The 23,904-nt window shown below is 58.7% G+C and carries 20 protein-coding genes; 13 read left to right on the top strand and 7 right to left on the bottom strand.

Translation table 11 applies throughout. From position 1 onward, the window contains the following. Window positions 1-5 precede the first annotated feature (5 nt). The 10 genes from ACFQS4_RS05340 to ACFQS4_RS05295 all read left to right on the top strand — a co-directional run bounded on the left by ACFQS4_RS05340 (window position 6) and on the right by ACFQS4_RS05295 (window position 10,519). On the top strand, window positions 6-443 hold the full coding sequence (locus ACFQS4_RS05340) for an SWIM zinc finger family protein (protein ID WP_497902635.1): 438 nt from the start codon (window positions 6-8) through the stop codon (window positions 441-443). A 226-nt stretch (window positions 444-669) separates the two neighbouring features. Then, entirely contained in the window at window positions 670-1,212 is a 543-nt protein-coding gene (locus ACFQS4_RS05335; protein WP_497902634.1) for a DUF7342 family protein, read from the top strand. Window positions 1,213-1,215: 3 nt separating this feature from the next. After that, the gene (locus tag ACFQS4_RS05330) at window positions 1,216-1,671 is read left to right on the top strand and encodes a hypothetical protein (RefSeq protein ID WP_497902633.1); all 456 of its coding nucleotides are present in this window, start codon (window positions 1,216-1,218) and stop codon (window positions 1,669-1,671) included. Window positions 1,672-1,934: 263 nt separating this feature from the next. Then, window positions 1,935-2,348, top strand: a complete 414-nt coding sequence (locus tag ACFQS4_RS05325) for a DUF7985 family protein (RefSeq protein WP_500192385.1) — start codon at window positions 1,935-1,937, stop codon at window positions 2,346-2,348. Beyond that, window positions 2,324-4,111, top strand: a complete 1,788-nt coding sequence (locus ACFQS4_RS05320) for a DUF8186 domain-containing protein (RefSeq protein WP_500192383.1) — start codon at window positions 2,324-2,326, stop codon at window positions 4,109-4,111. Before ACFQS4_RS05325 ends, ACFQS4_RS05320 begins: the two co-directional genes overlap by 25 nt. Continuing rightward, window positions 4,108-4,944, top strand: a complete 837-nt coding sequence (locus tag ACFQS4_RS05315) for a hypothetical protein (protein ID WP_497902630.1) — start codon at window positions 4,108-4,110, stop codon at window positions 4,942-4,944. The genes ACFQS4_RS05320 and ACFQS4_RS05315 overlap by 4 nt, the downstream gene beginning before the upstream one ends. Continuing rightward, complete coding sequence (locus ACFQS4_RS05310) at window positions 4,944-6,086, top strand: TrbL/VirB6 family protein (protein ID WP_497903151.1); 1,143 nt, start codon at window positions 4,944-4,946, stop codon at window positions 6,084-6,086. Before ACFQS4_RS05315 ends, ACFQS4_RS05310 begins: the two co-directional genes overlap by 1 nt. Beyond that, entirely contained in the window at window positions 6,086-7,186 is a 1,101-nt protein-coding gene (locus tag ACFQS4_RS05305) for a TraC-like domain-containing protein (RefSeq protein WP_497902629.1), read from the top strand. The genes ACFQS4_RS05310 and ACFQS4_RS05305 overlap by 1 nt, the downstream gene beginning before the upstream one ends. Next, window positions 7,183-9,318, top strand: coding sequence for a VirB4 family type IV secretion system protein (locus ACFQS4_RS05300; RefSeq protein WP_497902628.1), 2,136 nt, complete (start codon window positions 7,183-7,185; stop codon window positions 9,316-9,318). The genes ACFQS4_RS05305 and ACFQS4_RS05300 overlap by 4 nt, the downstream gene beginning before the upstream one ends. A 4-nt stretch (window positions 9,319-9,322) precedes the next feature. Beyond that, window positions 9,323-10,519, top strand: a complete 1,197-nt coding sequence (locus ACFQS4_RS05295; RefSeq protein ID WP_497903150.1) for a phage NrS-1 polymerase family protein — start codon at window positions 9,323-9,325, stop codon at window positions 10,517-10,519. Window positions 10,520-11,231: 712 nt separating this feature from the next. On the opposite strand, the gene ACFQS4_RS05290 is transcribed toward ACFQS4_RS05295, so the two are convergent. The 3 genes from ACFQS4_RS05290 to ACFQS4_RS05280 all read right to left on the bottom strand — a co-directional run bounded on the left by ACFQS4_RS05290 (window position 11,232) and on the right by ACFQS4_RS05280 (window position 15,708). Then, window positions 11,232-12,950: a sialidase family protein gene (locus tag ACFQS4_RS05290; protein WP_497902627.1), complete on the bottom strand. Its 1,719-nt coding sequence runs from the start codon at window positions 12,948-12,950 to the stop codon at window positions 11,232-11,234. A 423-nt stretch (window positions 12,951-13,373) separates the two neighbouring features. Beyond that, entirely contained in the window at window positions 13,374-14,141 is a 768-nt protein-coding gene (locus tag ACFQS4_RS05285; RefSeq protein WP_497902626.1) for an HpcH/HpaI aldolase family protein, read from the bottom strand. Between the two features lie 409 nt (window positions 14,142-14,550). Continuing rightward, window positions 14,551-15,708, bottom strand: coding sequence for an ABC transporter ATP-binding protein (locus ACFQS4_RS05280; protein ID WP_497902625.1), 1,158 nt, complete (start codon window positions 15,706-15,708; stop codon window positions 14,551-14,553). 172 nt (window positions 15,709-15,880) lie between these two features. Between ACFQS4_RS05280 and thsA the strand changes: the two genes are divergently transcribed. Next, entirely contained in the window at window positions 15,881-17,494 is a 1,614-nt protein-coding gene (gene thsA / locus ACFQS4_RS05275; RefSeq protein WP_497902624.1) for a thermosome subunit alpha, read from the top strand. A gap of 209 nt (window positions 17,495-17,703) precedes the next feature. Here the strand turns inward: thsA and ACFQS4_RS05270 are convergent, their stop codons facing one another. From ACFQS4_RS05270 to ACFQS4_RS05255, 4 genes are all read right to left on the bottom strand, one after another. Beyond that, a complete protein-coding gene (locus tag ACFQS4_RS05270) occupies window positions 17,704-17,916 on the bottom strand; it encodes a hypothetical protein (RefSeq protein ID WP_497902623.1) in 213 nt (70 codons plus the stop codon). A 257-nt stretch (window positions 17,917-18,173) separates the two neighbouring features. Then, window positions 18,174-19,007, bottom strand: coding sequence for a carbohydrate ABC transporter permease (locus ACFQS4_RS05265; protein WP_497902622.1), 834 nt, complete (start codon window positions 19,005-19,007; stop codon window positions 18,174-18,176). Further along, window positions 19,004-19,930, bottom strand: a complete 927-nt coding sequence (locus ACFQS4_RS05260; protein WP_497902621.1) for a carbohydrate ABC transporter permease — start codon at window positions 19,928-19,930, stop codon at window positions 19,004-19,006. The genes ACFQS4_RS05265 and ACFQS4_RS05260 overlap by 4 nt, the downstream gene beginning before the upstream one ends. A 180-nt stretch (window positions 19,931-20,110) precedes the next feature. Beyond that, the gene (locus ACFQS4_RS05255; protein WP_497902620.1) at window positions 20,111-21,535 is read right to left on the bottom strand and encodes a type 2 periplasmic-binding domain-containing protein; all 1,425 of its coding nucleotides are present in this window, start codon (window positions 21,533-21,535) and stop codon (window positions 20,111-20,113) included. Between the two features lie 215 nt (window positions 21,536-21,750). Between ACFQS4_RS05255 and ACFQS4_RS05250 the strand changes: the two genes are divergently transcribed. Next, a complete protein-coding gene (locus ACFQS4_RS05250; protein ID WP_497902619.1) occupies window positions 21,751-22,905 on the top strand; it encodes a hypothetical protein in 1,155 nt (384 codons plus the stop codon). 171 nt (window positions 22,906-23,076) lie between these two features. After that, entirely contained in the window at window positions 23,077-23,877 is an 801-nt protein-coding gene (locus tag ACFQS4_RS05245) for a creatininase family protein (RefSeq protein ID WP_497902618.1), read from the top strand. The last annotated feature ends 27 nt before the right edge of the window (window positions 23,878-23,904 follow it).

Below are 23,904 nucleotides of genomic sequence, written 5' to 3'. Positions count from 1 at the left end.
ATCGAATGGAGAGACATCCACTCACCCAACTCGAGTTTACTCGGCGAACGGCCAAACGCGCCCAGTACGAAGCATTTGAATACACACTCGTCCCGGAAGGCGTCCTCGTCAGGAATGCCAGTCACGAAACCCCAGCCGATCACGAGTACACAGTGACGATCGAAAACGGGGTTCCAACACACTGTGAGTGCCCCGCTGATGAGTACTACGAAGGGGCGTGTAAACACCGAGTTTCGATCGCGATCCGACGACCGCTCATCCAGGCAGTAACAGACCAACAACTCATTGCTGACGGTGGTATCCCCGCCGAAAGCCAGGAGCCAGAGCAAGCACACGAGAGCGAAAACGACGAGCCAACGGAGTGTGTCTGTGCTGATCTCAGTTCGCTGCCCTGCTGGGAGTGCGTTCGAACTGGTCGAAAATCACTGGAGGAGACAGAATGATAGTTCTCCAATGGTTGCTAGGACGAGAGCACCGGCCTTTGACCATCTACGAGTGTCGGTACTGTGGAACGACGCTCGAGTCGGCGAAAAGCACGTGTCCGTATTGTGGAAGAGCTGAAGTTGCTGTCTTCGAACTCGAGTAGTCTACAGTTCGAACCACTGCCGATTTGTCTATATAGCTCGAATAGCCTCAACCTATATTAAGATAGCAACCGAAGTATGAACCATGACCGAGGAAACGCCGGATGCTACTACCGGGCTCAGAGACCGCCAGACAACTGGAGAAGACCGCGTACGGATGGTCGCTCGCCAGTTGTCAGAACCAAAAACAGCAAATTGGATCGCTTCAGAGGCGGAATGGTCACATGAACCGACCAAGCGTGTCCTAGGGCGACTCGTCAACGACGGAGTCCTCCATCAAGATGATAGCGGGACTCACACAACGTACTATCCGGACTATCGCCAGCAAGCGATGCAGGAAGCAATGCGACTCCGTGATGGAGGTCGAACAGTAGAGGATCTTACCGATCGGCTCACCGAGATGAAAAGGCAAATTCGCGAATGGGAAGAAGAGTTTGAAGTTGAGTCACCGAACAGGCTTCGAGCTACCCTCGCTGATGAGGATCTTGATCCCGATGAGGAGGGTCGTCGACGCGAAATCGCACGGAAGTGGACACATCTCCGACGACGTATCCAGATCGTTGGATTCGCAATCCGCGAATGGGACTTCCTAGCTCCGAACGCAGAACATGCTGATGCCAGGAGTTGATGAATGTCCATCCAACATCCGGGAGGCGATCCAAACGCGAATCTGTATGCACAACTCAAGCGTGACGTCCTTGAGCGTGTCCCTCATATCACGGCAGTTGAGTACGTTCCTGACGACGTCCAAGCCAAACAGCTACAAGCAACGTTCGATCCAACGCGCCTCGATCCACAGACAGGACCAGAACCGCCGAAACTGATTATTGCTTGGTATCGACAGACACCTCATGATTGGTTTCGGGTGAATTACACCGATCCAAATACAGGATTCCACGCTGGTTGGCATCAGGATGAGGATCAGCCTAACCTCGGCCGAGCACATTTCCAGTACAAAACAGGGACGAGTGAAGACAGATGGGGGATTACGTTCAAGCACAATACCCCATCCCTAATCCTCTGGGAAATTATCGACGAACTCCTAGAGGAAGTTCTCTCGACATACCAGTCCTCTACTCACAGCTAGACCTGAGTAGGGTGTTTTTGCCTCGAGAGTCATGTTCTGTTGATTTGCAGAATCGACGCTCAAGTGCTCGTTCAACCCGTTTTTCTGCTGACGACCAGTTGATAGTGCGAAAGACTCTCACTGGAAAATGGTAGTTTAATCCAACAGATTTTACCCGCAAAATACTTAGTCAATCACGCGAGACTGAGTGTGACGACACAATGACTGACGTTTCGTATACGTACGTTACCTGCCCTCGGATACTGATTGAGAGGCGCGCCTAAATGAGTTCGAGTAACACCGCTGTCGAAGCCTCATCTGACCCGACGCCGGGTCAACTCAGGCGATTCATGCGTACAAGCGCTGGAATCGTCGTGTTGTTGGCTGTAGTCGCCGTCGATCCAGTACTTGCACAAGATAGCGTTATCTGTGATGCTGAAGGCCTTCCCGGGATGGTTTCTGGATTCTTCCAGATCACGACTGCCCTCGGACTCATGGGACTCGTCGTCGTCTGGCAGGCAGATTCACTCGTCGAGATGTTCACGATGAACTTCGAGCAAAAGAAGGACCTCAAACAGCACAAACGAACGGCGCTCAAGTCCGCGCTCATCCTAGCAATACTGGGTCCACTGTACACCGTCGCTGGGTCGACGATGGGATTGCCGCTCGCTGAGTGTGTGGATTTCGTCCCGTGGTAATTCTGAGCCAGCGGCGACGAGATCGCCCTCTATGGAATTGTCGCGTTCGATCGACGTTTGTGCTGCTGGGAGTCGTTACCGTCGCGGTCATCGCCAGTAGTGTGGCCGGCCAGAGTTCCCCAGTGCCTGCGGACGAGGACGACCTCGATGCCAATGAAACAGCAACGCTCTGGTCGAAAGACCTTGATGAGTGTCTAACCCCTGCTGAGTACGAAGCTCAGTACGGCAAAGAGCCATCAGCAATAGAAGAACTCGCCACCTGTACGGACATTTCGTTTACCCACCCTCCAGATACAGCCACACGTTGGACGGGCCAGGACTACGACCGCCTCGAGGCAGGTAGACGTGACGCCTCGAGATATCCCGAACACGCCACACTCACAGATTCGATCGGGATCGCCGATGCGCACGCGACGGTGTTTGCGATCCATCCATCGACACGGACGCATTTCGATCCAGAGCAATCCGTTCACTACATCGCCCCGGAGGGAACAGTGAGGGGATTCGTCGATTATCGGATTCGGCTTGATGATGCTGAATTACGGGATACCGAGGTCGTTTCGTGGTCGATCCAAGAGCACGGTATCGACGAAGTCAGGTTGCGCCTAGATGAGACTGTTGTCGAGACTGCCGAGGGGACGCACAATCCAGTATTCGAATACGACTTCGAGCATTCTGGACAGGGGACACTAACACTCGAGGCCGACATCTACACACGCCTCGAAGTAGAGGCACGGGTTGGCAACCAGAGCGAGGTCGAAACTCAGGTCGTCTCTGATAACGTGACCGTCAGCCAGGAACTCGAGGTTGACGTCTACAACCCGCAGGCGGTGATCTACTATGCATCGTATCCCGATGACGAGGAAGGCGTTGCGATCTACCAGCGACAACCCTGGAACGGATACACCCTCTCTGAAGACGGTGACGTCGGCGTCCGTGGCGTGTGGCGATACTATACGGCTCGCGACACGAACTGGGATCGCCTCGTCGAGTCGACTCGAGACGGCACACGATCGCTCAACGAAACACCGCGCCCCGTGTACGTCCACGCGTTCCCATCCGATATCGGGCCGCGCGTAGAGCCAATTCGCGATGGGCCGACACTGCTCGAGGTCTGGGGGATAGAAACCGAATCACCAGCAGTCTCGATGCACGACAACGTCGAGGTTGACGTCGTTTCGGGCCCGTATACCCGTTCATCCGGAATCGCACTCCGAGATGACGAAATCGACCCGGATTCGATCACCGTTGAGGGAATCGTTCGCGGTGTCACTGCAGAGATTGTCGAACCCGATAACGGTACACAACGTGAGATCCGTGAGAGTGAGCTCTCGATCGAGGTTATCAACTCGAGTGACACCGCGAGTACGCTTCGAATCGAGCTTCGCGATACGGCAACCGGAGATCCGATTATGCTCGATACCCTCGACGATCCGCGGTTCTCGTTGATCGGTCAGGACGCTCGGTCAGGGTACATTGCTGTTGGTGATCGCCGTGTCAAAACGGACGCAACAGGAACCGCCGAGATAACAGTAAGCAAGCCGGGAATCTACACGGCTGAGTACCACCCAGGATCGTGGCGCTCACATCAACCAGCCTATCTCGGGGATACCGCTACGGCCACCTGGCATCCACTGACGTCACCCACTGGCTGGTTTACGCTGCTGGTCGATCTCGTACGCTTTACCCTCCCGTTTGCAGTCGCCCTCTATGCCGCCAAGCGGATTGGCACCTTCTTGAAATTCAATGACGAGCTGCCATGAAAATCAACCAACAAACATACTGTAGACGAAACGTCCTCAGGGTATTGGCCATCGCTACATCGGTAGGGTTGGCTGGCTGTACCGCCTCAGACAACGACGAATCAGCGACTAAATCGAACGACTCCCTCGAGTTTACCTCGAGAATCGAGGAGACGCAGCTGGTTCTTCGCTTCCAAGCGGGCGTAATCGACCAGGTGAACGTTGTCGATCCCGCAGGAGAACTCTTCGCGACTCGAACGGTCGAAGCTGGTGTTTCTCGACTTGCCGTCGAGATCGGGACAGAGTATACCCCAGGAACATATGACGTGATCGGCCTCGCTGCAGATGAGGTCGTGGAAACCCACTCTTTGAAACTCGAACCAAATCTCGAGTTGATCGACCTTCGGTTAGGCAAAAACCATCCCGAAGAGATGTATGAAGGGGCAAATGAGCTAGATATAGCAGCAAAAGCAATACTCTATCTTACAAACACGGGTTCCGCATCAACTGCAGTCACGTCACTTCGATTTCGAGGAGACGTACCTCTCCCAACACACGAAAGTTATGACGAGACAGGGGATTGCGGTATCTACGATACTGACAATAAAGTTGGGGGTAATGCAGACGAGGTCGTAATCCCAGCTGGTGAGACAATAGTCATCTACAGCAATACACGACCGTTCTCACCTACCGCTCGGGGAGCTGAATGTAATTTAGCAGGGTACGAGGGTCGTTTCACTGTAGAGTTATCCTCTGTTCACGCTTCTCAGGATATCAAACTTGAATACACGATACAGTATCAAGATACTAAACCTCGGGGCTGTGCATACGAGATCGAGAGGGTACCATCATGATTGCATGGTCCCTTAGCGATATCGGGATCAAGTGGTTTGAAGATGCCATCGACAAACTCATCGAATGGTTCCAAGAAGGGCTAGCAGACGCTTACGGAGCGGTTACAGCACAGGTATTCGGAACACCAACACCAGAAACTGATGGCGCGTTCGTGTTTGGTCAACCGACAAATACACCGTGGGTAGACATTCATAACGCTCTCGTCATAGGCGAGATCATGCTCGTTGCCCTCCTGTTGCTCGTAATGTGTGTCCAAGGTCGACACACGATCCGAATTTTCAATATGGGGAGCGCCTACGATGCTCGGAAAACGAAGCGAAGCGCCTGGACGGGCGCATTTCTAATTGTGACGTGGTACTGGGTTGCCGTGTTAGCCCTCTATCTAGTCAATGGGTTCACTATTGCACTCATTCCTGATGTAGCCACAGTTACAACAGTAATGGTCAATTTGCTGGATCTCACAATCTCGAACCCACTTCTCGCCCTCTTTTTGACCGGCATCGGTGCAACAGCGATGTGGATTCTTCAGGCGTTGTTTTTTCTTCGAGAGATCATGCTCTACATCTTCATCTACGCGATGCCGGTCGGGATTGCACTCGCGTTTGGCAATTTGCCCGTCGTCTCTCACATCGCGAGGACGGCCTGTATGAAGTTCGTCCCGCTGGCGATCATGCCGATCCCCGTTGCGCTCCTGTTCAAGGGCTATGAACTCCTCTTCGGTGACGGTGCAGACTCGAGTCTCGTCCCAGACAGCGCCTTTCTGAGTTATCTCATTGCCGTCACACTCCCACTACTATCGATCATCATCGTCTGGAAGCTGTTCAAATACGCTGCACCGATGACGACCAGAGTTATCGGTGCAACGAGCAACGCGACGGTGACAGCTGGTGCAGTCGTTGGTGCAGGGACAATCGCTGGGCCTGCAGCCGCCTCAGCAGCGGCACGATGGGGGCCAAAAGCTGCGGCAGGGTATACCGTGGCTTCGAGGTTTGGTGAGTCAGGAACTCAATCCGCTTCTAGTGTGGCTACGGGTGCAGCTTCCGAGAGCCAGACAGCGAACGACAATACGGTGAGGGATTCCTACGGCAATTCTGGAATCCCCGACTATCGTCGTACAGAAAACGATCCGGGGTACTACTAATGACGCGAGAACACGACGCCGCGAGTCGCCGTATTATGGATAAATTCGGCGAAGAGAGTCGCATCCCACTGTTGAATATCGATGAAGGGGACGTCTACGTCTTGGTTGGCTTCCCGATTGCAGGTCTGCTCTTTGGAGGCTTGACCGGGCTCGATGGGGCGATTCTTCCGTTCGTCTTACTTGGAGTTGTCCTCGGTGGCGCGATTGTCTACGCCTCACCGGGTCATCTCCCGGCGACCGTATGGCTCGGAGACGTCTATCGCTACTATTGCAAACGGCCGCGATTCACCTACAGTAGCGAAGTCGATCGAGACTCTGACGAGCCAACCACCGATGGCGGCCTAATCAACTACACGCCGTTCAAGCCCGATGAGTCCACACAGGACCTCACCGCTATTGCCCGCGCCTGGCCAGGTGCTGGCGCGATCGAACGAACTGATGGCACGATGGAGGCATTCCTCGAGATCGATGCTGGCAACATGGATTTCGCCATGTCTGGTGACTGGGCACACATTCAGCGGCTCGGCGAAGAGTTTGCAAATCGTGAGCTCAATTTCAAACTCACCTTTCACGCGACAACCCGGGCGTTTCCCGTCGAGCGCCTGATCGATCGGATCGACGATCGACTGCTTGACGAAGACGTCAAAGATAACCCGGTTTTCGAGGTGTTGCTCGAGGAGTATCGTGAGAAGCGACCGCGAGAGCTGTCGGGGACTACGCAGCTCCGATACTTCATGGGCGTCGAAGTCGCTCCACTTGAGGTCTACGACCGCTATCAAGACGAGCGTTCACCAGCCGAGAAGCTCACCTCGTTTCCAGTGATCGGCTTTCTGTTCAATCCGTTCGTCACTCGACGAGCGAACATGAGCGATGGCGAGTTACGAGCAGCGATGTTCGAGAAACTCGAGACGCGGCGGCGAGCGGTCCAGACCGAGTTCGTGCAGAAGGCTCCAGGGTGGTCTGCCCGCCCGTTGAGCACGGTCGAAATGTTCCTCCTTGCGATGGACTTCTGGAACGGCGAAGAACACGAGTACGACACTCCGGAGAACGCGATGCGCGAACAGCCAGTGATCGACAACCGGGAGAGGCGAGACGAATGAGCGACGGATTGATCCGATTCGCTCTCATCGGATACGTAGCACAGACACTGCCCGACCCAGCAACACAGGAAGGAATCGTTCTTTATCTGGGGCTCACCGTTGTGGGTACACTTCTCGTAAGGAGTAGCTGGGATCGGTGGCACACAGAGGAAGTCAACGAGGTCGAACTGGGCGACCTTCTCGTGCAGGCAACGATCGAAGCGGCCCAGGATGAGCGTACGGTTCTCGACGAGGTAGCTCACCGGCATCAAAACCTCATCGCTCCCGAGGCAATTGAATGGGGGACACGGACGGTACGAGTCGGCGAGCAATGGACATCAACGCTCTACGTTGCAGACAACCCGGATTATCCCAAAGACGGCTATCTGAACGAGCTCTTCGAACTGACCGACGTCGAATTCGATCTCACGGTCCACCTCACGCCCAAGAACCAGGAACAGGCTCGAGACGAATTACAGCGAGCCGCAGACGATTTGCAAGCAGATGCTGACCTCGAACGGAGCGTCCGTGGCGCGTACTTACAGGAACGAGCAGCCGAAGCCGTTTCGACGTACAAGAGCGTCGAGAGCGGAAGCCGTGTCTTCAGACAGGGCATGTTCATCACGATCCGTGCCCAAACGCGCGATGAACTTCGAGAGCACGTCCGAACCGTTCGGAGCCGACTCCGGGAAGACCCTGCCGGACTTTCGCCAAAGACGGCCATCTGCAAGCAGGACCTGGCACTTCGGGCAGCCGCCCCAGTTGGATCGAATCCCTTCGGTCGTGAAGCAACAGCATTGGGCGGAGCCGTAGGCGCTCTCTTCGCGTCGATACATTCGGCGACAATTCTCGAGGATGGCGGCGTCGAGTTCGGCACTCACTGGAAGAATCAGAGTCCGGTCGTGATCGATCCGTTCGCCCGTGAAAACGGCTATGCCATGTTTACGATCGGCGATCCTGGCTCCGGGAAATCGTTCGGTTCGAAACAGAACTTCATCCGCTCGATCGAGCAGAGCGAAGATCGCATCGGCATCATCCTCGAGCCGTTGAATAACTGGGCTGGCGTCGCCGACGCCCTCGGTGGTGAACGAATCACGATTGGTGGAGAGATGGGACTCAATCCACTCGAGATCAAGCCAACCCCGGAACGCGTCCAGCGGGCGATGGGCGAAGACGCGAGTCCGTATCGCGAAAAGCTCGATAGCGTGATGAGCTTTCTCGCGAATTACTTCGCTCTTCGCGGGATTAGCCTCGACGACCGACGAACAACGCTCGAGACGGCACTCGAGCGAGCGTACACTCGAAAGGGGATCACCGACGACATTGCCACCCACCACAACGAGAGCCCGACGATGCGGGACGTCCTCGATATTCTCGAGGAGATGGTCGAGAGTCCATCGGAGTATGTTGTTCGGACGGCTGCAGAAGCAGGCAAGATCGAATCCGATGCGACGTGGCTCATCGATCAATTGCGACCATTTTCCCAGGAGGGTCGGTATGAGAACCTGGGCCGAAAGACGGAGTTCGATATTCGTGATGAGAAGGTGATCTACCTCGACCTCGCCCAACAGGAGGGCAGTCTCGGTGGCAGTACGAGCCTCATCATGCAGTTACTGATCTCACTCGTATACGAGCGCGCCAAAGAGACCGAGAAAGAAGTCGTCTTCGTCATCGACGAAGCGCGATACATCATGCAGGATGCGGCGAGTCTCAAGTATCTCGAGGTGGTCTTTCGCCACCATCGTCACCACAATCTGTCTATTCGGCTCGTCACCCAGACCGTCGACGAGTTCTTCCAACACCCCGAGTCGGAGGCGATCATCGACCAGTGTGCGATCAAGCAATTCCACCATCTCGACGGAATGGACCGTGAGTGGGCAGAGGAATTCGGCCTCAATACAGCACAGATGCGATTCGTCCAGGAGGCCGTCCCCGGTAACGATCGAACTGGGTACTCACAAGCCCTGGTCGGCGTGGACGGCGAGTGGCGTGGTATCGAAGTGCGCGCGATGGACCACGAAGCGACGGTGATCGACTTCGACCCGAAGGCACACACTCGAAGCGACCTTCCAGGAGCGGGCGAACGAACTGTGGAGTTTGATGCTGACCGCACCATGGGTGACGGTCAGCGGGACAATGCCGTTTCAGACTGAGAAGATGATAGAAGAATCCATCCCAGAGAAGTTGCGCAATCGAGACCAGTGGCTCTGTTGGCGAAGCGAAGACCGCGACGGGAAATCCACGAAGGTGCCAATCGATCCGAAAACAGGTTCGTTCGCTTCGTCGACGGACGACACTACCTGGAGTGACTTCGATAGCGTCCTCGCATATTCTCACGCCGGTACCGCAGATGGAATCGGCTTCGTGTTCACCCCTAATGACCCGTTCGTTGGGATCGACCTAGATGATTGTCGCGATCCCGAGACAGGGCGTCCGGATACCGTGATCAAATCGATCGTGCAACAACTCGATTCGTATACCGAAGTCTCTCCATCGGGAACAGGATATCACGTACTCGTCGAGGGCGCGTTACCCAGTGGACGAAACAGACGTGGGCAGATTGAACTCTACGATCACGCCCGATATTTTACCGTCACTGGAGATCGCGTTCCTGGCTTGCCCACAGCGATCGAGCACCGCCAGACAGAGCTCGAGACGATCCATCGTGAGTACGTCGAGCGAGACTCGAGTGGAGATGAAAACTCGAGAGCAAGGACTGAGAGGAGAAGATCACGCCTCACGCTGTCAGATGAGGAGTTACTCGAAAAAGCTCGAGCGGCCTCGAACAGCGAGAAGTTTGAGCGACTTTGGAACGGATCGACCGTCGGGTACGATAGCCACTCAGAGGCAGATATGGCTCTGTGTTGTTTGCTGGCGTTTTGGACTGGCGGCAATCAGAACCAGATGGATCGACTATTTCGCCAATCGGGGCTCGTTCGACCGAAATGGGATGCCGTCCACTATGGAGATGGCACGACGTACGGTGAACGGACGCTCGAGCGTGCTGTCGAGCATACGACCGAATACTATGAGCCAGGTGCCCAAAAAGAAGCGACGGCAAAGGATCGATCGAGAGGGACGTCTGAGCCGGCAAGAGTGAGGGAGAACGATCGAGAGATGTACTATCTCGCCCGGAAGAATGAGATTTTAGAAAAGCAAGTGAGAATCCTTGAGGAGACGCTCGAGGAAAAGAACCAGCGCATTAGTGAGTTAGAGGGGGCAATCGAAGAGAGACAGGACGTGCTGACGAAGAAAGCGAGTGACGGTGGAGAAGAAATAGGCCAATCAAATTATACGCCCACTCTCTCGTTTTGGAGACGGTTACGACGACTCGTTGGCCCTCGGAATGAGTGATCACGCCGTTACTATTAGTGGATCGTCTATGGTTAACGGAGAAAAGGGCGCGCCCAGCCAGCGCTTAAGTCCCATGCCTAGAGTACCACCCAGCCTACACGTGGTCGCTTTAATCTACGTTCAACTCTCCAGACCGATGTGAACCCGCCAGGAACAGGATACGCTACGGATTACGGCGGTTGCACGGAGGAGTCTGTTGAGAGGTAACCAAACAACCAGTCAGCGATCGGTCCAGTATCCAGGGTGTGGCTATATAATGCAACTATTGAACAATACTAATACGCGCTTAGTCGACTAATGTCCTTGACTGTATACTGACCGATTTTCTGTATATAACCGCCAATTACCCAGATATATCAAATGAATCCACAATATTTATAATATTGTTAAAATAAATCCTTATATATATTTGTTTTTAGTTAATAATATTTGTGTTATGTATGTGAAATGGGCGTCTCCGCATCATATGAAAAGTATATAGTCCACAATACAAACCGACCGCAGGTCGGACAACCGGTTATAGGGACTGTCGACAGTGCATCACTTCACGCCGAACGAAACGGTGGTAGGGTCGCTAGAACGCTTGCGGGTCCGGCTGCCCCAGTCGTAACCTCCGCGAAGTGAGGGTCCAGTAGCGACCCAGGAACGACGTCAGAACGCGTGGCTCCCGTCAACAGCTCTCGATTGCACAATAGCCGCCCGCACAGTGACGTCAGTCGTACTTTCCATAGAGTTTGATCGTCTCACCGGCCTCGAGTTGCTCGGTCGTAGTCGTCGTGCCGCCGGCGATTCCGGCGGGAGTGCCTTCGCCGGAAGTGAAGAACCCGATAGCGTTTCGGTCCGGGAGGTGAATCCGGCAGTGGACCAGCGCGTCGCTGACCGTCCCGGTGTAGGTCAGGCCGGCGTGGACGTCGTAGATGCCGGCCTCGTCGACGACGAACGCGTGTTCGTCCGGGTCGAAGGTGATCCCCTCGGCGAACTCGACGTGGTCTAGCTCGACCTGGGCCTCCTGACCGAGGCTCTCGAGCGACTGGTCCGCCGAGAGCGTCGCCCGTCCGCCGACCTGGCTGCCGGCCCGTGAGACGGCCAGCCAGGTGTTCTCGCGGTTGGCGGCGATCTCCGGGTCAGGCTGGGGAGCCGGGGTTGAGTCGTCCTCATCGGAATCAGAATCCGCGAGCGCCGTCCTGTCCACGGCGGGCTGGAACAGCGTCAGGTCGCGGAAGACGTTGCCAGAGTCCGGCCCGGAGTTACCGAGTTCGCCCTGTTCGTGGACGACGTAGAACCGCCAGCCGAACGGACCGTCGTCGACGAGCCGGAGCGACCCGTTGGAGGCTTCGTTGCTCACGACGGTACTGATCTGGACGTTCTGCTCGACCGTACCCGTGTAGGGATTGAACAGACCGAGGAGAGTTCGATGGTTACCGTCCCACCACGACCCGCCTTCCGACGAAAGGCTGCGATTCCGGTAGAGGAAGACGAGGCGCTCCCCGTAGGGGGTCTCGATCATCTGTCCCCCCTTGGTCGCACCGTAGGTGTCCATTCGGGGGTGGAGCGACTGTTCGATGTAGCCGTGATTCGACCAGGTCTCGCCGCCGTCGTCGCTCTGGCACCACTGGAGGACGGGTGCGTCACTGGCGACGTCGGGATCCTCACAGCGGACGATGGCAGTCAGCGCGCCGTCCGACCGCGGTTGGATGACGTGTTCGTTCGGCCGGATCGGTTGGTCGTTTACGATGCCCAGGTCGGTGAGCGTATTGCTAGCCGGATCGTACTCAGCGAACTGGATCTCCTGCGGGCTGGCCGTGAAATCGACGTAGCCGACCTTGATGACCCCCTCCTCGACGAAATGAGGCAGCATGCGGTAGTTCTTGAATCGGTTAACGTTCTCGGTGATGGTCCAGCTTTTGGCGAGCGAGTCCCAGCGAAGTCGGTGGACGGCCGTCGCTTCGTTGCTACTCGTCCGCGGATCGACCTGCGAGTCGAAGAAATAGAGCGTGGTATCGTCCGTAGCGATCAACCCATTGCCGGTTCGCGACGGATCGATAGTCGACCCGAGGTCGAGCGTCTCGATGTCGGAGAAACTCTCGCCCTGGTCACGACTCTGTTTGAACGTGACGGTGGCCTCGCCCACGTACGTGTGTTCGTCGGTACCGTCGCGGGTGGCAACGACAATCGTCTCCGTTCCGTCCGGCGAGACGACCTCGAGGGACGAACACGGCACCGGCGACTCCTTGATCGTGGTCGTGGTCGCGACCTCGTGGTCGTACCACGGCCCCTGATCGGCGGCGGCCCCCAGGTAGCCGTTCTCGACGAAGAGGTTCTGCCCGCTGAACGACGAGAGACGGTCGTTCTCGCTCGTCGTCAGCGCGTCGAGGTTTAACAGCTCGTTGCCCTGTGCGTCGACATTCTGTGCCCATTTCTTCGGTGCCATCGCCTGTGAATTCTCCGAGGAATCGTTCAGGGTGTGTGCTTGCGGCTCGGTACTCGAGTCAGAAGCTGATGCGAGACCAATGGAACTCATGCCCATCAGTTGCATCAGACTCCGTCGGGAGGTTCTGAATCGACTCCCGTGGTTGTCACTCGTCTGGACGTGGTCGTCTGCGTGGTCTTTCGGCATAGTGGTTCACCTTCACGTGATACTGCATCACAATGGACAGGAGTGGAGATATTAAAGTTTGGGATGAGGAGTAGTATTATACCAACTAGAATTTTGTTGGTTGTATCCAGACCGCTCACCAGACAGAATCGAAATCTGCGGGTCGCGGCCGGAGTCGGCAGGTCGAACCTGCGAGAACGGCGAAAGGGCTGGCTGAGACACAGACGATGTGTCGTCCAATCCGGATCGACGGCCCGCTTACGTGTCCTCGACGGCTTCCTGGAAGCGCTGCGCGAAGCGATCCGCGGCGGAGTTGAGATAGGCGATATCGCTGCCGGCAGCGAGGAAGTCGACGCCGCGGTCAAGCCACACGTCGATATCGTCGACGTTTCCGACGACGGTCCCGACGGCGACGTCCGCTTCGTGGGCGGCGGTGACGATGCGATCGACCGCATCGTCGAATCGGCGCGTTTCGTCGCTTCCGAACGTACCGAGCGAGACGGCGAGGTCGCCGGGCCCGATAAACACGCCGTCGATCCCATCCACGGCGACGATGTCCTCGACGTTCTCGACGGCGTCTTCCGTCTCGATTTGGACGATGACGACCGCGTCTTCCGCGTCTTCCATGTACTCATCGAACTCCTTGCCGTACTTCGCGGGGCGAAGCGGGCCGACGCCCCGAATCCCCTCGGGTGGATACCGAGTCGCCTCCACGGCAGCTTCGGCCTCCTCGACAGTGTTCACCCAGGGGACCAGAATGCCGCTCGCACCCATGTCCAGGACGCGCTTGATGACGACGTGGTCGTTCCACGGGATGCGCGTGATCATCTCGGCGTGGCCGTCGGAGGCGTCCATGGCGCGCCCCATCTCGGTGACCCCGGAGACGTCGAGCGGGGAGTGTTCCATATCGACGACGATGAAGTCGTGTCCGTACTCGGCGATCAGTTCCGCAATCGATGGGTCCTCGAGGACCATCCACGATCCGAGCACGTGCGTTTGCTGATCGAATCGCTCTCTAAGAGTCATCACGGATCGATAACTGACAGGTGTTACCATAATACTTTATGTTGGCGACGAAGACGGCAGCTTCGCGTCCCGAGAAATCGGAGCGGCTGACCGAACCAACGTGCAAGCGCGTGCCTCGAGAGCCGCTTTCGTGGAACCTGCCTCGAGGATCGGGTCCACGCCGCATTCGACAATCGAACACTCAGGGGGTATAGTGAGGACCGATCGCGCCGCCAAGGTCATCGAAACCGATAGCCCGAAGTAAGCAGACGCGGTGGTCGTTCGGCTCCACCGAACGCGAGAAACCGTTTCGTCACGGTGTATCGACGAGCAGTGAGATAGAACGTATACCGAAAGCGCACGTGGCCAGAGATCGGATGCCCACCAGTTCCTCGCAACTGTTCGAGCCGGTTGCGGCCAGTCACAACGGTTACAGGAGGCGCTGGCGATCGCTGTCGAACAGTTTAATCTGGTCCGGCGGGACGGTAACCGAGACGGTTTCGCCAGGTTCGGGTTTCGTCACGTCGTCGACCAGCACGATGACCTCCTCGCCGTTCTCGCACTCGACGTAGATAGCGACCCTGTCGCCGTGTGGTTCGACGACCGTCACTGTCGCGTCGAACAGCCCCTCGTCACCGATCGAGAGTGCCTCCGGACGGACGGCCATCGTCATATTGGAATCAGGCTGCGCGGGAAGTCGGTCCGCTTGGTCGTTGGTGAGGGGCATCTCGAATACGTCGCTCGACAGCGTCATCCCGGCATCCCGGGTCACGAGCTCGCAATCGAAGAAATTCGTCGACGGGGATCCGATGAATTCAGCGATGAACTGCGTCTGGGGGTCGTGATAGATTTCGTCGGGGGTACCGACCTGGGCGATTTCACCGTCGTTCATCACGACGAGCTTGTCGGCCAACATCATCGCCTCCTGCTGGTCGTGGGTGACGAAGATCATCGCGATGTTGAGCTTCGACTGGAGGCGCTGGACCTCCACGCGCATCTGATCGCGGAGATTTGCGTCCAGAGCCGAGAACGGTTCGTCCAGCAGGAAAGCCTCTGGTTGAATCACCATCGCCCGCCCGAGACTGACCCGTTGTTGTTGACCGCCGGAGAGCGCTCCTGGTTTTCGATCCAGGAGTTCACTGATCCCGAGTATTTCTGCGGCCTCTTCGACGCGGTCTGCCTTCTCCTCCGGAGGCAGATCCGTCTTCATATCGAGGCCAAACCGGATGTTGCGACGGACGCTCATGTGCGGAAACAGGGCGATCGACTGGAAGACGAACGCCAGGTCCCGGTCTTTTGGTTTCTTTTCCGTTACGTCCTCGCCATCGATGACGATGCGACCGGCATCGGGAATCTCGAGCCCGGCGACACAGCGGAGCGTGGTCGTCTTCCCACATCCCGATGGCCCCAGCAGGACGACGAACTCACCTTGCTCGATGTCGAGATTGATGTTCTCACAGGCGACGACCTCGCCGCCGTCGAACGTTTTCTTGACGTCTTCGATTTTGACGTGAGCGGATTCGGATCGCTCTCCGTCCCCCGGGTCTCGTGCAGTTCGGACTGTGTCCGGGTCGTCAATGCTACTCATTGTCTATCCATACTTGCTCCGTTCTGACTAATAAACTTGCCCAATTAGTGATCCCGTGTACGCGCGCTGCGCAAGCCCAGTCCGCCCGCAGAGAAGTGAACGGTCTCGTTCGAGAGTGACTGCACCAACCCATATAAATAAGGACGCGCCATACGTGACGTGTGAACGTTGAATGACCCACGGAACAGAAGGCCAACTCCAGGCCGTGATCAACGAAGCGTACAATCGGGTCGAGGGCGCCGACGCCCAGTCGATGAACATCCAGGCTGGACGGGCGCTGGGCGAGGCCATCCGCACGACGCTCGGTCCCAACGGTATGGACAAGATGATCGTGGACTCACTCGGTGGCGTCGTCGTCACGAACGACGGAGCCACCATCCTTCGGGAGATGGACATCGAGCACCCCGGGGCAAAACTGGTGGCCGAGGTCGCCCAGACACAGAAGAACGAGGCCGGCGACGGCACGACGACGGCCGTGGTGCTCGCAGGCGAGTTGCTCCACCAGGCCCAGAAGTTGATCGATAAGGGAATCCATCCGACGTCGATTATTCAGGGGTATCGGCGCGCTATCACGAAGACCTACGACGTCCTCGAGACGAACGCACTCGAGATCACCACCGACGACGAGGCGACCCTCGCGCAACTCGCCGAGACGGCGATGACGGGAACGGGAGCCGACGGCGATCGCGCCTATCTCGCCGAACTCGTCGTCGAAGCCGTCACACAGGTGTCTCACGGACGATATCCCGTCGACGATGCGATCGATATCGAAGGGATTCCGGGCGGCCTGGTCACCGACTCGGAGTGCATCCAGGGAACCATCATCGAGAAGGAACCAGCCCAGATGGGAATGGCATCGCTGGCCACTGATGCGTCGATCGCCGTGTTCGAAGACGGGCTCAAACTAGACGAGAGAGGTGACGGCGCGCTGTCGATCAGCGACTACGAGACGAAACAGGCGATCCTCGACGACGAAGCGGAGACGCTTCTCGAGCGGGTCGAGCGGCTCTCGGAGCTGGACGTCGACATCGTCTTTGCGGGCGGGGAACTGGAGCCACTGGCCGTCGAGGAACTGGTTCGACGCGGGGTCCTGGTCTTCCAGAAGACCCCAACTGACGCGCTCGAGCGGCTCGTCAGGGCAAGTGGTGCGACCGTCAGTTCCAGAGTGGATGCCCTGGACTCGGGGAAGTTGGGGTCGGCCGGACGCGTCGAGGTCGGAAAACGGGCGTGGACGGACGTCGTGTTCGTCGAGGAGTGTCCGGATTCGGGCACCGTAACCCTCCTTCTGCGAGGCGGGCCAACTCACGTGATGGACGAACTCAAGCGACCAGTCGTCGATGCGATCAGCGTCACGAGTAACGCACTCGAGAAAGGGGCTATCTGTCCCGGCGGGTGTGCTATGGAGGTCGAGATTGCCAGTCAGCTTCGGCAAGCAGCCGACCGGATCGCTACCAGGGAGCAACTCGCGGTCGACGCGTTCGCTGACGCACTCGAGACCCTCCCGAAGACGATCGCGGAGAGCGCCGGACTCGATCCAATCGACGCGATCGTCGAACTCCGTCGGGAGCACGCCGCCGGCAACGCGACGGTGGGAATCGACGGTCAGGAGGCCGAACTCACTGACGCCGTCGACGCGGGGATCGTTGACTCGGTGCGGGTCAAACGAACGGCGATCGAAACCGCAGCCCAGGCCGCGATATTCCTCTTGCGCGTCGATGACGTGTTGCTCTCCGAGAAACTGCCCGACGACGAACACGGCGGGACGGACCCAGGAATGCCCCGGTAGGGCCGACGCACTCGGCGTATCGAGATCGACGACGCAGGCGTAAGCTCGAAGTCGCCAAAGCGAAGCACTCGCGTAAACTGAGGCTTTACTCTCGAGTCGTGACCGAAGCGCTACGCTCGAGTTGAGGCGACGAGCCGTCTCCCTGTTAGAACGTCACGCGGCGTACAGTTCACGGTCGGCTACCACGACCGGTCCGACCGAATCCGAACTCAGTGCGCGTACCTGGCTTCGCGGATGGACGACCGGACCTGGTTGACGAGGACGATACCGGTGAGCAGGGTGAACGTCAGCATGAATCCGACGACGACGAGGTTGTCCTGGTTCAACGAGAGGACGAGGCCGAGGCCGACCGCCAGAAAGCCGAAGACCGTGGCCATCATCTGCTGTGTGAAGATATCCGTGAACGGTATTGACGAATTCATGTGTGAGTAACCCATACTCGCACGTGCCTATAGTATTTTTCCTCGGTCGACACTGGAATCGCGTTTGACCCCTCATCGTCTGCCAGGGGAGGGCGGTCCGGACGTCGCCCACCCTCTCGAGGCCGAGCGTCGATCCATCACCCACGCGGTGAGACTGACAAGCGCTCGAGGAACAGCCTGCGATTCGGTGTGCGGTCTCGAAGTGAGTTCCCCGACCGGTCGATCGATGAGAATCGCCAGAAAAACGCGGCGCCCAGTTACTGGAACGTCTGGGTGAGACTCTTGCGGGCGAACAGGTACATGAGCGCCGGCGGCAGGCTGATCAGCACGGTCCGGGCCATGACGACCCCCTGCTGGAGGGAGGCGTCGGCGCTCACGGCCTCGTTCAGGCTCGCGATGGCAGGCTTCGCGCTATCGACGGTCAACAGGAGCCCGAAGAAGAACTCGTTCCAGCTGATGACGAAGGCGAAGAAGCTCACAGCGAGGATACCAGGGACCGACAGTGGCAAGATAACGCGTACGAACGCCGTAAACGGCGTACAGCCGTACACCTGGGCGGCCTCCTCGATGTTTGCGGGGAGCGCGCTGAGGTAATCGCGCATCAGGAAGACCGTGAACGGGACGAGGAAGACCAGGTCGATCAGCCAGAGACCGACGATGTTGTCCGAGAGTCCGATGTCGATGAAGGTGACGGTGATCGGGATCGCGGCGATGATCACGGGGAACAGCAACACGCCGACGACGGCGTAAAAGAGCAGGGACTTGTGGGCGAAGTCCCGCCGCGCGAACGCGTACGAGGCCGGGAGCGTGATGAGAAGCGTGAGAATCGTCGAACCGAGCGCCCTGAGGTAGCTGTTCTCGAGCAGCGGCGCCGTGGATTGCCAGGACTGACGATACCACTCGAACGTCGGGTCCTCCGGGATCCAGATCGGGTTGTAGAAGTTCGCGGCACTCCGGACCGACATCGACAGGGCGAACAGCGCGGGCACCAGCGCGACCACAAACAGGGCGACGACGACGAGCACGCGCGCAACCGACCAGAGGATTCCGGAGAGGTCCTGCTGGCCGCCGCGTCCGGTGAGACGGCTCATGCGACCCCCTCCTGTTCGCTCGCGGTTCGTTCGAACCACCACATCAGCGGCAGGACGGCCACGATGACCACCAGGACGGTGAGAATGCCGACCGCCGCGGCCCGACCCATCTGCTGGTTGGTGAAGGCGAAGTCGAACAGCGTGACCGAGAGCGGCGAGGTGTCGTACCCGGGCCCGCCGCGCGTGAGCTGCCACGTCTGTGCCGTCTTGAGCATGTTCTGGACGACCCGGAAGATGAGGACGAACAGGATGGCACCCTTGAGGTGCGGGTACGTGATGTAGCGAAACATCTGGAGGCGGTTCGCCCCATAGACTTTGGCGGATTCGTACAACTCGTCGGAGACGCTCTGGCGCCTGGCCAGGATGATGATGAACACCCACGGCCAGTACGTCCAGGTGAGACTCCCCAGCACGACGAGAATCGCGGGCCAGGTCTCCTGGCGCCAGTAAGGGAGCGTATCGATGAGGCCCCAGTTGGTGAGGACGGTGAAGAACGGGCCGAAGTTCGGCTCCAGAAAGTAATAGAGGATCGTCCCCGAGGCGACAGGCGGGATGACGAACGGGAGCAGGAACGTCGTGCTCACGAGGTCCTTGAGGCGCGTGGTGTGGTAGACGGCGAGGGCCGCGACCACCCCGACGATCAGCTGCGGAATAGCCATGAGCGCCATCAGAATCGTCATCCGCAACGACGCCACGAACGCGTCGGACGCGATGAAGTTCGTGTAGTTGTCCAGTCCTACCCAGCTTCCCTGGCCGACGCGAAGCGGCCACTCGAAGAAACTGATGTAGATGCCCCGAATAATCGGGAGCCAGAGCATGACGACTATGGCGAGCAATGCGGGGAGGATGAACAGGTAGACTTTCCACCGTTCGGGAAACCGTTCACGGAGTCCCCCCACCGCGAGGCTGTGGCTTGTACTCATGTGTCGTTCCATTGCTACCGGCGTATTAAAGCTACTGGGTTCGGGCCGTAACCGGCTGACGACGGAAGAATTCGGGACTGCCGTTGCACTACTGCGGCCGCGGTACCGGCGCTCCCAGCCGGCGACGCTGTCGCGTGGCGATCTCCTGTCGGGGCCTCGAGGTCGAACGACGATTGGGGGTTACGCGAGTCCGACGTCCTCTCGGGCGGTCTCGTACCACCCGTCCATCGCTTCCTCGAGCGTGAGGTCGCCGGTCAGGAACTGCGGGAGGTACTCGCCGGCTCCACCCAGGACCGGTGCGACGGAGCCAACCTCCGGACTCCCGTACCCCAGCGACCACGCGCCGCCGTTTTCCATCTGCGTGCGACAGGCCTCGAACCAGTGATGTTCGTCCTCCCACTCGACGTTGTCCTGGGCGGCGTCCCAGGTGTCCCGCTTGCTCGGGATGAATCCGGACTCCTGGGCCATGATCTCGTGGAAGCCGTCGCTGAGGACGTAGTTCGCGAGGAAGAAGATAGCCGCTTCCTGGCGGCGCTGTTCCTCGTCGTCGTTCTCGTCGACGGGCACGATGTTGTAGGTCCACGGCGTCTGGTTGCTCTTGTCTTCGCCCCACATCGGGTACCAGCGGAGCGATCCGTCCTGCAGGACCGACGGGTTCGACCCCGCGACGCTCTTGTGGTGTTTCGGTTCGGGGTTGATCTGACCGTAGCGGTTCGTGGTCGCGATCTGCCCGGAGACGTCGGGACCCCCGAGCGACGCCGTGTCGGGGGCAATGACATCCTCGTCGAGGAGTCGCTTGAACCGTTCCATCGCACTGCTCCACGCGTCGTTGTTGACGATGACGTCGGAGTAATCCTCGCTCATCAGCGACGTCTCCTCCTTGTCGCCCAGCTGCGGTAACTGCCCCCAGAGGAAGCCCAGGACGTCGCCACCGGAACCGGGGATCTGGAAGCCGAACTCGGCGTCGGAGTTCTCCTGGAGCTGGCGCGAGAACTCGATCGCCTCCTCGAACGTCGACGGCGGGAAATCGTCCTCCAGTCCCGCCTGTTCGACGAAGTCGTACCGCGCCAGGACGGGACTGCGCGGGCTGTTGAAGATGGGGAAGTGAGGGACGTCGATGTCCGGGAGCCCCCGCGCCAGCCACTCCATGCCCTCGAACTGCCACTCCAGGTCGCCGATGGTGTCGTCGTCGAACTGGTCCGAGTAGTCCTGCATCAGGTCGTCGGCCGTGTAGTAGTACTCCGGATCCAGGTTCACGCCGAACGCCGGCGTCCAGGAGTGGATGTGCGGGCCCTCCCCGTTTCGAATCTGCTGTGGCCAGGCGTCAGCGATCCCGCCGTCGAACGTGAGGTTGACAGTCGCGCCCGTGTCGGACTCGAACTCCGCGACCAGGTCCCTGATGAACTGTTCCTGGCCCGTGTTGACGCCGAACCAGTCCCACATCTCGAAGGTAACGCCATCGAATCGCCCCTCGGCGTCCGGCGCGTCCGTCACGATTCGGTCACCGTCACCGTTCCCGTTTCCGGTACCGTTTCCATCCCCGTTCCCGTCGTCAGACGTACACCCTGCGAGGAGACTGCCGGCGCCGACGCCGGCCATGGTCATGAATCTCCGCCGGGACTTCTGGCTATCACTGCTTGCGCGGTCCATGATTACAGTTAACACGTTAGTTGAGCGGTACAAATAGTTACTGGAATCGTTAGTGCGACGGAACCTCGGAATTAACGAGTGGGTGGGCGAGCACCGACTCGTCGGAGCGCACCCCGTCGGCGAGGGGTCGAGGAGAAACGTTTTAGTCGCGTTCCAGGAATACTGTACGTATGGATTTTGCAATGTGGGCCTATCCGTGGGACCTCCGAGACCAGGGCGTCGACGACGCTGTGGACCGCCTGGTCTCGGCCGGAATCGACGAACTCAACGTCGCGACCAACTACCACGCGGTTCACTCGTATTCACCCACGAACCCGACCAGCAAGTCGTACTTCGCGCGGGCCAGCGCCTACTTCCAGCCCGACGAGGGGTACGGGGACCTCGAGCCGGTGCCGGCCGACCGAATGGGCGACGACGACTGGCTCGCCGAAATCACCGACGCGCTGGCGGATTCGCCGATCTCGGTGACCGCGTGGACAGTCGGGTGTCACAACTCGCGGCTCGGACTTGCGAACCCGGACCTCACGATCACCTCGCCCCACGGTGATTCGCTACCCTTCGGGCTCTGTCCGTCTCAGCCCGCCGTGCGCGCGTACCTCGAGAACCTCGTTCGCGACCTGAATTCGCGAGGAAGCTTCGAGCGCATCGAACTGGAGTCGTTCGACTACTTCTTCGGCAGCGGCCACGGATGGCACCACGACAAGGTGTTCGTCGAACTGGGGAAACTCGGGACGTTCCTCCTCGGGCTGTGTTTCTGTGACGAGTGTCGAAGCGCGGCCGCGGACGACGGAATCGACGTCGAGGCAGTGCGGGAGACGTGCGTCCGGACGATCGACGCAATCGCCGACGGAACGCTGCCCCCGTCGCTCGACCCGCTGCAGTGGATCGAGGCGCACCCGCGCGTCGGCGCGTACCTGTCGGTTCGTGAACGATCGCTCGTCGACCTCTTCGAGTCTGTCCGGGCGATCATCGATACCCAGCTCGGGTACACCATCGGGACGCTGGACGTCGGCGACGAGTGGCTCTTCGGTATCGACCTCCCGAAGGTCGCCGACTCCCTCGATTACGCCACGACGCTCGCCTACGAGTCGTCGGCGTCGGCCGTCGTCCACCAGGTGAACGTGGCGAACGAGTTGACGCCGGAGCTTCCGATACACGTCGGCGTACAGCCGGGACCGCCGGTCGTCGACGACGGTGACACGGTGACGGCGATCGTGGACGCCGTCGCGAACACCCGGACGGAGCGGGTATCATTCTACAACTTCGGGCAATTGCCCGAGCGAAGCTTCGACTGGCTCGCCCGCGCCACGAGACCGTACCGCTGACGAACGCTCGGACGGCGGCCCACCGCTGGTGCCGTGACGTCGGCTTCGCGAAGCACAGGGTGTCACGCTCTCGGCGGCACCCGGCTCTCGCCCCTTGCGTAGTCGGTTTCGCGACGCCGCGCCGATTGCGGAGAGCAGCAGTTTTTTGACCCGTCCGGTCAATTTGCAGGTATGCTCCCCCGGACAGGACTGGCAAGTCACTCGTTCAGCACTCACACGGCACCGGAGATTACGGACCTCGCCCAGCGAGACGGCTCCGTTCTCGTGGTGCCCGTCGGCAGCGTCGAACAACACGGCGAACACCTCCCCGCGGGCACGGACACTATCCTCGTCACCGAAGTACTGGCGGCGGCGCTCGAGCGACTCGACGACGTCCCGGTCCTGTCGACGCCGCCGGTCTGGTGTGGATACTCCCCGCACCACCTCTCCCTGGGAGGGACGCTCTCTGGGGAGTTCACCACGCTCAAGGCCCAGCTCGAGGAGATTGCGAGCACGGGATTGGAGAACGGCTTCGACACCATGGTTTTTCTCAATGGCCACGGTGGGAACACGGCACTCATCGAAACGGCGGTGAGCGAAGTCGGCCAAACACACCCCCTCGTCGAGGTACACGGCCTCACCTACTTCGAAGTCGCAACTGATCTCGTCTCGGAGATTCGCGAGAGTGATCTGGGTGGAATGGCCCACGGCGGCGAGTTCGAGACATCGCTCATGCTGGCGCTCTATCCGGACCTCGTCGGTGACGAACGCGTCGGTGAGTACCTCGACGAGCCGTACGACCTCGGGAATCGAGACCTGGTGAAGGGCGGTCCCCTCGCGGTATATCGTGAATTTTCGGAGTATTCCGCGAGTGGTGCGATCGGTGATCCGTCCCTGGCAACGCTAGAGAAGGGCAATACGCTTCTGGACGGGATTGCAACTGAATTAGCCTCGTTTTTCACGTCGATTTCCGAGCGGAATCGGTCTAACTAGCCCTCTCGAGGTACTCTCGTTCGCCGG

Source organism: Saliphagus sp. GCM10025317, from assembly GCF_042663665.1.
Taxonomy (GTDB): Archaea; Halobacteriota; Halobacteria; order Halobacteriales; family Natrialbaceae; genus Natronosalvus.
Note: the sequence above shows the minus strand (reverse complement) of the source record. Positions and strands in the feature narration are given on the sequence as shown.